Source organism: Vibrio sp. M260118 (genome assembly GCF_036533755.1).
GTDB lineage: Bacteria > Pseudomonadota > Gammaproteobacteria > Enterobacterales > Vibrionaceae > Vibrio.
The window spans coordinates 1-8,692 of sequence record NZ_JATABG010000136.1 but is presented as its reverse complement, the minus strand read 5'-3'; the positions used below and the strand labels follow the sequence as shown (position 1 = coordinate 8,692).

Below are 8,692 nucleotides of genomic sequence, written 5' to 3'. Positions count from 1 at the left end.
AGCACTGTGTCTTTCGAGTACCTGCTCCCACTCTTCTCCAAATGGACGATTTACCACGCGACCTCGTTGAACCGCCTGGCGAGACTCGATCTGCTTGGCCCAACGCACCACGTTTTCGTAACTGTCGACTAGCAGGAACTCTGCGGCATCATATAGCTTACCTAGTACCAAGTTACCGTACCAAGGCCAAATCGCCATATCCGCGATGGTGTACTCGTCTCCAGCCACATACTCAGATTTAGCAAGTTGTTTATCGAGAACGTCTAGCTGGCGCTTCGCTTCCATAGCAAAACGGTTAATTGGGTACTCTTGTTTTTCGTCAGCATAAGCGTAAAAATGACCGAAGCCACCGCCAAGGAAAGGCGCTGAACCTTGCGCCCAGAATAACCAGTTAAAGGTTTGAGTTCGAGAAGGGCCGCTTGAAGGTAAGAACTTTCCAAATTTCTCTGCGAGATGAACCAGTATTGATGCGGATTCAAATACATTAACGTGTTCACTACCTGACTTATCCACTAAAGCGGGGATTTTGGAGTTAGGGTTTATGTCAACAAAGCCTGAGGAAAACTGGTCTGAGTCACCAATTTTGATAAGGTGTGCGTCGTATTCTGCTTCGCTGATCCCAAGTGCCAGTAGCTCTTCAAGCATGATCGTTACTTTTTGACCGTTAGGTGTACCAAGCGAATACAGTTGCAGTGGATGCACGCCTACTGGTAACTCTCTTTCGAATCTGGCACCTGAGTCTGGGCGATTAATGTTGGCCCACTGGTTACCTGAGCTTGGTTCGTTTTTCCAAACTTTTGGCGGTACGTATTGGTTTGTCATTATTATTCCTTTTTCAGATTGTTATCCGGCAATTATAGACGTTGGGACGCTACGCTCAGATAAAAAGCCCTTGAGGAATTTTTCATTAGAACAACTGGTTATTGGAAATCGGCTATGAGTATAAGAAGAGGAGCAAAGGGGCTTAGCGAGTAAGCCCGAATATAGTTATTTCTTGGCTTTGAGGTACTCAAGTACATCAGTTAGAGAAGGGTGAATATGGTGACCTAGCGCGCTGACCTCTTCGCATGGAGCGACTAAGTCTGGGATTTGGAAGGTGGTCATGTTGGCTCCGACTGCGCTTATTACACCGTTGTTGGAGTCTTCAAACGCTAAACAGTCCTTTGCTTCTATTCCCATGCGTTGAGCCGCAAGTAGGTAAATCTCTGGGTCCGGCTTTCCATGCTTCACTTCACAGCCGCAAGTGAGGCTATCGAAATACTTCGCTAGACCAGCCAACTCAAGCTTAACCTTTGCTATTTCTCTGTGTGTCGAAGTCGCAACTGCAATGGGGACGTTTTTGACCTTTAACCACTCCAGTAGTTCGATCACGCCTTTTTTTACCGGGATAGCCTGATGCTTAACGATGGCGTTGTAGTTTTTACGCCACTCAGCATGGAGTTTGTCGTGGTCATCACCATAGGTTTTGCGAAAAATGGCTTCTATACCAGCAGCGTTTCTACCAATGATAGTTAAATAGATATCTTCATAAAACGGTAGGTTAATGGCCTCACATGCCTGTTTGAACACGCGCATGCACACACGTTCGGTATCGAGTAGTAGTCCATCCATGTCAAAGATGGCAGCTTGAAATTTCATAGGTACAACTTAAACCATATCAGAGCGGAAACACATTCTGGCATACAATAACCAGATAGTAAAAAACTAGTGAAACTCAGCGGGTTAGTTTAGTAGACTGTCTAGTCAGACACACAATTATAACGAGGAGTTAAGGATGAGCCAGTGCAACGTTGCCTTTATAGGACTAGGAGTTATGGGTTACCCAATGGCTGGGTATCTCAGTAAAGCAGGGCATGCGACGAAAGTCTTCAACCGTACACCAGCAAAAGCAGATCAGTGGGCTGTAGACTATCAAGGTCAGGCGTGTGAAACGCCAAAGCAAGCGGCCCAAGGCAGTGACATTGTTTTTGTTTGTGTCGGTAATGATGACGATGTTCGCAGTGTAGTGTATGGAGACAACGGGATTCTTGCAGGCTTAAAGCAGGGCGCGATTCTTGTAGATCATACGACAACCTCAGCTGAGTTGGCTATCGAACTTGCGCAAGCGGCTAAGGAAAACGGGTGTCACTTTATTGATGCGCCAGTGTCTGGTGGTCAGGCGGGAGCAGAAAACGGTGTTTTGACTGTGATGTGTGGCGGAGAGCAAACTCTTTTTGATCAAGTTGCCCCCGTGATGGATGTCTATTCTAAGCAGATATCGCTGCTGGGTGAAAACGGTCAAGGTCAGCGCTGTAAGATGGTTAACCAAATTTGTATTGGTGGCATTTTGCAAGGTTTAAGTGAAGCACTGTTACTAGCGCAGAAATCTGGTCTGGATATCGAGCAGGTGGTCGACACCCTTAAGCATGGTGCCGCAGGTTCGTGGCAAATGGAAAATCGAGCCGTGACAATGTCACAAGATAAGTTTGATTTTGGTTTTGCGATTGATTGGATGCGTAAAGATCTTGGCTTCTGTTTGAAAGAGGCGGAGCGTGTTGGCCTTGAACTGCCGCTGACCAAGAAAGTCGACCAGCAGTACGGTGAGCTCCAACAAGACGGATTGGGCCGTATGGATACCTCTGTTTTGATTAAAGCTGTCGTGAAAAATCAGTAATAGATGAACAGCTCTTTGGTATCAAACAGTTTAAAGAAATCGAAACCTACCATAACGTTTTCTCCCTAATCGTGATTTAGGCTGAAACCAATAGTGAGGTACAATATGCACCTCACTTCTTATTTGGTGTTCTTTTAAACTTAGCTTAGATTTAGTCGTTTTTCCAAGTCATCGCTCGGTCGTAGGATTCCAGTGAGTAAGCGAGAGGCAGAAATTACCGCTATAGCTATAGAGGTTGATTGGTCTGTACAACGAGTTTGCCGAAGTTTTTACCTTCTAAAAGACCGATGAAGGCTTCCGGTGCTTGTTCCAGGCCATCGACTAAGTGCTCACGGTAGTGAATCTTACCCTCAGCCAGCCACTGGCCCATCTGTTGTGCGAACTCGTTGTAGCGGTGTGCATAGTCATCAAAGATAATGAAACCTTGCATCTTGATGCGTTTGATTAGCAGTTGTGCCATCAGCATAGACATCCTGTCTGGTCCATCCGGAAGTGATGTTGCGTTGTATTGTGAAATCAAACCACAAAGAGGGATACGCGCCCCTGTGTTGAGAAGTGGCATCACCGCATCAAATACTTTACCACCAACATTTTCGAAGTAGACGTCGATCCCTTTGTCACAAGCCTGTGCCAGTTGCTCAGCAAAATTATCGGCTTTATGGTCAATACACTCATCAAAGCCAAGCTGCTCTTTAGCGTAGAGACATTTCTCTTCTCCACCAGCAACGCCGATAACTCGGCACCCTTTAAGTTTACCGATCTGGCCAACCATGGAGCCTACCGCACCTGTTGCAGCGGCAACCACGAGAGTATCTCCTTGCTTCGGCTGGCCAATATCAAGTAGCCCCATATAAGCGGTGAAACCAGGCATGCCCATCACGCCTAAAGCGTAAGAAGGATAGCTAGGGCTCTTACCCATTTTGATCAGGCCTTCACCGTTTGAAATGCCGTAGTCTTGCCAACCAGTAAAGCCAAGCACCCATTCACCAACTTCAAAGTCGGGATGGTTAGAAGCTTCAACCTGACAAACGGTACCACCCACCATTACCTCATCAAGTGCCACGGGATCGGCATATGACTTCGCATCGCTCATACGGCCACGCATGTACGGGTCAAGTGAGAGGTAGACACTACGAAGCAGGACTTCACCTTGCTTTGGTGTCGGCTTAGTTGACTCTTCTAAACGAAAATTGTCAGCGACAGGTGCGCCCACTGGGCGAGAAGCGAGGACAATGCGTCGGTTTACTGGGTTAGTCATGGTAGTTATTCCTTTTATTAGACCAGTCGTCTAGTTGTTGTTTTAAAAAATTCCCGTAGCTGTTGAGCGCGACGGGAATTGGACAATTAAGGGTTAAGTATGGCTTTGGTTTTGCTTAAACTCTGTTCCAGATGCGTGTTGTCTTGAACCAGTTTGTTGAGCAAGCTCGCCCCTAACCACTGTTGGTATAGCTGTGTTGCTGTGGCTTGTGCATCTGCGACAGAAATTGAACCGTCTTTGATGCCCACTTCAATACACTGGGCAAGGGAAGCGATAATTTTGTTAGCGCCGTTAGCGAGGGCGAGTCGCATCGGCTCTGAAAGATCAGACACTTCAGCGCTAAGCTTCACAACCAGGCAGCGATTGGCATTACACACACCATTTTCAGTCGCTAACCAACGAGAGAAGTAACCAATTAGCCTTTGGTAGCCATCGATATCCGTATTGCTAAACAACACGTTTATGCGGGCAAGATAAGTTCTAAAGTAATCTTCGATCAGCGTTTCGCCAAACTGCTCTTTAGACTTGAAGTAGTGGTAAAAGGAACCTTTTGGTACGTCAGCTGCCTTGAGCAATTGCGAAAGACCTACCGCAGTGAAGCCCTTGTTCACTACTAACTCATAACCTACATCGAGTATGTGTTGACGAGTATCGTTTGTTTTCATATTCATAGCGGTACTATAAATTAAATTAGACCAGTCGTCTAGTTGGTTTGCGGCGGATGACATTTAACGGAGGTGAGATCCGATGTAATGCTTGTTGATGAGTATTGAGATTACAAGTACTGCAATGGATAAGTGCTTTGTGAACCAAAGTCGGTTTTAGGTTAGGTCGCTAGGCAGAAAGTCCAAGCGACCCACAATGAATTACACCAGTTGGTAGCTGATTTCAAATAGAGTGTCTGTATTTGGATAGATTTCACGAATGAGCTTTTTAAGCTTTGGCAACTCAATGTACTCTTGCTCAGCGTGGAACTCATTTATCTCATCAAAATGGAGTGGTTTCACTGATAGGATTTTTACTTCACATACCTTTTGGTCGGTTTCTAAGGTAAACACCTCTACCGTGGTTCCCGGTACATAGTGAGACTCGGACTCATCCCTAATCGTGATGGTTTTCTTACCCGACGCGACTAAAGGCGTCAGAAATTCAAAGAAGGTAATCTTACTCGGCGCTTCCATTTACTGCTCCTGTTGCTGACGTTTATGTTTAGGTACATAGTTCAAAATAGAGATTGGCACAGGTTTACGTGGCTCGAATCCTTCCACTTCACGACGCTCAATTAAGTGACCTAAACGTGATTCGATCATACATAGGTTTTTGAAATTATCTTTTGAGACAAAAGAGATCGCTTCACCTTGTGCATCCGCGCGACCGGTACGACCAATACGGTGAACGTATTCATCGGCAGGGAAGGGAAGGTCGTAGTTGACTACTCGTGTTAAGCCTTCAATATCAATACCACGAGCACCAACGCCTGTGGCAATCATGTATTTGATGTTTCCTGCTTTGAAGTCTTCTAACAGTTTTGCGCGCACAGCTTGGCTACGACCACTATGGAAGGCTTCAGCGACAATGCCGCGCTTTTCAAGCTGAGTCGCAAGCTTTGCAGCACCATGTTTTGTTTCGATAAAGATCAGTGCTTGGTCCCAATCATTCTCTTTAATTAGGTGGCTTAGTAGTGCCGATTTTTTATCTTTGTCGACGGTAATTAGCCACTGCTCGATGTTCTTTTTAGACGCCTGGTTGGCAGCGATAGAGATCTCGTAAGGATCGTAAACAGCAGTTTTAGCGAGATCGCGAACCTTGTTAGATAGCGTTGCTGAAAACAGTAGGTGTTGAATATCGGTTGGCAGACGATCGAGGATTTTGTTGATGTCTTCGATAAAGCCCATATCCAGCATTCGGTCAGCTTCATCGAGCACTAATACTTCGATCTCTTCAAAGTAAACCGCGCGTTTGCCATACATGTCGAGTAGACGTCCTGGCGTCGCTACCAGAATATCGACGCCGTCAATCACGGCTTGTTTTTGCGCTTGTTCATCAACGCCACCGTACATAGCCAATGAAGTAAGATTGAGGTGCTTGCTATAGTCTTTCACTTTTTGATCGACTTGCATCGCTAGCTCACGAGTTGGAGCTAGAATCAGGGCACGAACGCGCTTCTTACGCTGAGTTTCTCCCTGTGCCAGTTTCTCTAAGATTGGCAGTACAAAGCTGGCAGTCTTACCCGTGCCTGTTTGTGCCGCCGCTATAAGGTCTTGGCCTTCGAGAATGACAGGGATCGCTTTGGTTTGGATGTTGGTCGGCTTGTCGTAACCAAGCTTAGAAATCGCATCAGTGATAGGCTGGCTTAAGCCAAGTTTTGAGAATGACATGTTTACACTCTGTATCTAGTCGGTTCGTTACCCGTATAATTGACGCAGAGTGTAACAGAAAGAGTGGCGATACTCAGCTTTGTTTCTGCCGCTCAACTTGCTCTAAATACCATGTCCCTATGCATGGACCATTGGTTAAGTGCCATTTACCTTGGATTTTATTTCGATTGGCAGTACCACTGAATCGATAGTCCCATTGTCGGTTAGTTGCGTACAGTCTAAGGTTGCCATCTTCCTCTGCCACCCAGCCTTTGAGTGAGGTGCCATTGTAGGTGAGAGTCAACTTGGCTAATCCGTCTTTGATAGTGCCGGTAATAGTGGTTCGCTCGCACATGTTGTTACCACTGGCATCAATGCGTCTTCCTATCCACTCACCGTCAAACTGCTTAGAAACGACGAAATCTGGTTGGCTTGGTCGTTTAGGAAAGGATTCAGGATTGTTAGAACCAAACAGCCCTTTCTGTTGACCCACAATGACAAACAACCCAAAAGCAAGTGTGCTCGCGACAAGTACTGTTTTTTTCATTTAAGGTTACTCAATGATCTCTGTGGTGATTTCAGTCTTGACCGAATTGGCGATAAAGCAGTGTTCATGAGCAAGGTGGTGAAGCTTTTCGAGTTGAGTTCTGCTTGGTTTATTACCTGAAAAGACAATCACAGGCTTTAGCGTCACCTTAGTTACTGAGGTTTTACCGTTAGTGTCTTCTTCCATTATTCCCTCAGCATGGTCGATGTAGCTATCAATCACATAGCGTTTCTTCGCGGCGATGCCAAGAAAAGTCAGCATGTGGCAACTGGAGATCGATGCGATGAACGCCTCTTCAGGATCAACGTTTTCTTCGACAGAATAAGGTAGCGGAACCACATGGGGAGAAGCGGACGCTGGCACGCATACGCCGCCATCAAATTCCCATGTGTGGCCACGGCTATATTGATTGTCGCTGAAAGCCTCGTTTTCGCCACGATGCCATTTCACTAATGTAGAATAGATAGACATACAAACCCTCCGTAATTGTCACTGACATGCTACGGAGTTAAGCCATTGAATACGAGGCTAGTGTGAGGAAAAAGGGAGGTCAGTCTCAAGAGTGAATTTTGTCTAAGTTTGATAGACACGCAATCCACTCTCAAAACATAGACATTAAAACTCAGCGTCAACTTGGAATGTCATTGCTTTGCCACTGTATGGGTGTTGAAGCTCAAGTCGCTCAGCGTGTAGATGCAGTCGGTCTGCTTTTACGCCGTATAAAGCGTCGCCGACCATAGGTAAGTTAAGCCCCAGATGATGCGCACAATGGACGCGCAACTGGTGGGTGCGTCCGGTTTTTGGGTACAAGTAGAGCTTACTTCTGCCATCAGTTTGAGCGATCTCTTGCCAATGAGTTTGTGCTGGCTTGCCATGTTCAAAACAGACCAACTGACGTGGTCGGTCGACTGGATCGCCACGCATGGGTAGATCGATATCGCCACTCGATTGAGAAACCGTACCTTCAAGCAAGGCAACGTAACGTTTTTGTACGCTACGGGAGATAAACTGCTTTTGTAGACTTTTATTAGCGCGCTTTGTTAGGGCAAATACGAGTAACCCAGATGTGGCCATATCAAGACGATGGATGACGAAAGGGCCCTCGACATCGGGATATCGAGCATGAAGTCGAGTATAGGCAGAGTCAGTAATGGTTTTGCCAGGCACTGACAATAGACCCGAAGGCTTATTAACCACAACCATGGTTTCATCTTCGAACAGAATCTCTAGCTCTTTATCTTCCGCCCAGTTCTCTTCCAATGGGTTGTCGTCAACCAACATACCTTCAAGCATATGGCCTAAAATCGGTTTGCATTTGCTGTTGCAAGAAGGGTAGTACTGTGTGTGTTGACGGATTTCAGACTTCGGAGACACTCCCCACCAGAACTCAGCCATAGCGATCGGCTTGTAGCCATGTTTAAACGCATAGTGAAGCAGTTTTGGCGCGGCACATTCACCTGCACCTGCTGGTGGAGTCGGTGAAGTGGTTGGAGCAAAAATCGAGTTAAGCGACCGCAGCTCACCGCGAATATTCAAAAAGCAATACTGCTCAAATAGCTTGTTTTGCAGTGCATTCGAGAGTTGTTTGCGTTGCTCTTTAAGTGCATCGAGCTCAGAGGTGAGTTTATCGAGCTCAGTTTTGACTTGAGCAATTTTCTCTTCCCACTCGAGCTTTAAATACTTGAGTACGTTTTTCTCGGCCACACTCTGTTTGCTGAGTTCGACGAGCAACTTGTCAAGTTCATTGGTGTTGAGCGTCTCTTCACCGAGGCGGCGTTGCTTTTTGCGCTCTGCACGACCTTGAATTATTGCATCTCGCTGTTGTTGCTCAGCAAGCGAATAGTCAGATTCTAGTTGGTTTAACGTCTCTTTAAGCT

The 8,692-nt window shown here is 46.2% G+C and carries 10 protein-coding genes; 1 reads left to right on the top strand and 9 read right to left on the bottom strand.

All coding sequences use genetic code 11. The features are described 5' to 3' along the window. A partial coding sequence (yghU, locus tag QTO00_RS10030) for a glutathione-dependent disulfide-bond oxidoreductase (RefSeq protein ID WP_331424635.1) occupies positions 1-822 on the bottom strand: 822 nt, incomplete at its 3' end. A gap of 165 nt (positions 823-987) precedes the next feature. Then, complete coding sequence (locus tag QTO00_RS10025) at positions 988-1,638, bottom strand: HAD family hydrolase (protein WP_331424634.1); 651 nt, start codon at positions 1,636-1,638, stop codon at positions 988-990. A 136-nt stretch (positions 1,639-1,774) separates the two neighbouring features. Between QTO00_RS10025 and QTO00_RS10020 the strand changes: the two genes are divergently transcribed. Further along, the gene (locus QTO00_RS10020; protein ID WP_331424632.1) at positions 1,775-2,653 is read left to right on the top strand and encodes an NAD(P)-dependent oxidoreductase; all 879 of its coding nucleotides are present in this window, start codon (positions 1,775-1,777) and stop codon (positions 2,651-2,653) included. A gap of 226 nt (positions 2,654-2,879) precedes the next feature. Here the strand turns inward: QTO00_RS10020 and QTO00_RS10015 are convergent, their stop codons facing one another. The 7 genes from QTO00_RS10015 to QTO00_RS09985 all read right to left on the bottom strand — a co-directional run. Beyond that, positions 2,880-3,911, bottom strand: coding sequence for an NADP-dependent oxidoreductase (locus QTO00_RS10015; protein WP_331424630.1), 1,032 nt, complete (start codon positions 3,909-3,911; stop codon positions 2,880-2,882). 86 nt (positions 3,912-3,997) lie between these two features. Continuing rightward, positions 3,998-4,582 carry a TetR/AcrR family transcriptional regulator gene (locus QTO00_RS10010; RefSeq protein ID WP_331424628.1) on the bottom strand — a complete coding sequence of 195 codons (585 nt, stop codon included), beginning with the start codon at positions 4,580-4,582 and terminating at the stop codon, positions 3,998-4,000. Positions 4,583-4,777: 195 nt separating this feature from the next. Further along, positions 4,778-5,092 (bottom strand): N(4)-acetylcytidine aminohydrolase, encoded by a 315-nt coding sequence (yqfB, locus tag QTO00_RS10005; protein ID WP_331424627.1) that lies wholly within the window; start codon positions 5,090-5,092, stop codon positions 4,778-4,780. Beyond that, positions 5,093-6,289, bottom strand: coding sequence for a DEAD/DEAH box helicase (locus QTO00_RS10000; RefSeq protein WP_331424626.1), 1,197 nt, complete (start codon positions 6,287-6,289; stop codon positions 5,093-5,095). Positions 6,290-6,362: 73 nt separating this feature from the next. Then, positions 6,363-6,815, bottom strand: coding sequence for a hypothetical protein (locus QTO00_RS09995; RefSeq protein ID WP_331424624.1), 453 nt, complete (start codon positions 6,813-6,815; stop codon positions 6,363-6,365). Between the two features lie 6 nt (positions 6,816-6,821). Then, complete coding sequence (locus QTO00_RS09990; protein ID WP_331424623.1) at positions 6,822-7,286, bottom strand: OsmC family protein; 465 nt, start codon at positions 7,284-7,286, stop codon at positions 6,822-6,824. Positions 7,287-7,430: 144 nt separating this feature from the next. Then, the coding region (locus QTO00_RS09985) for an RluA family pseudouridine synthase (protein ID WP_331424622.1) at positions 7,431-8,692 on the bottom strand (1,262 nt) is incomplete at its 5' end.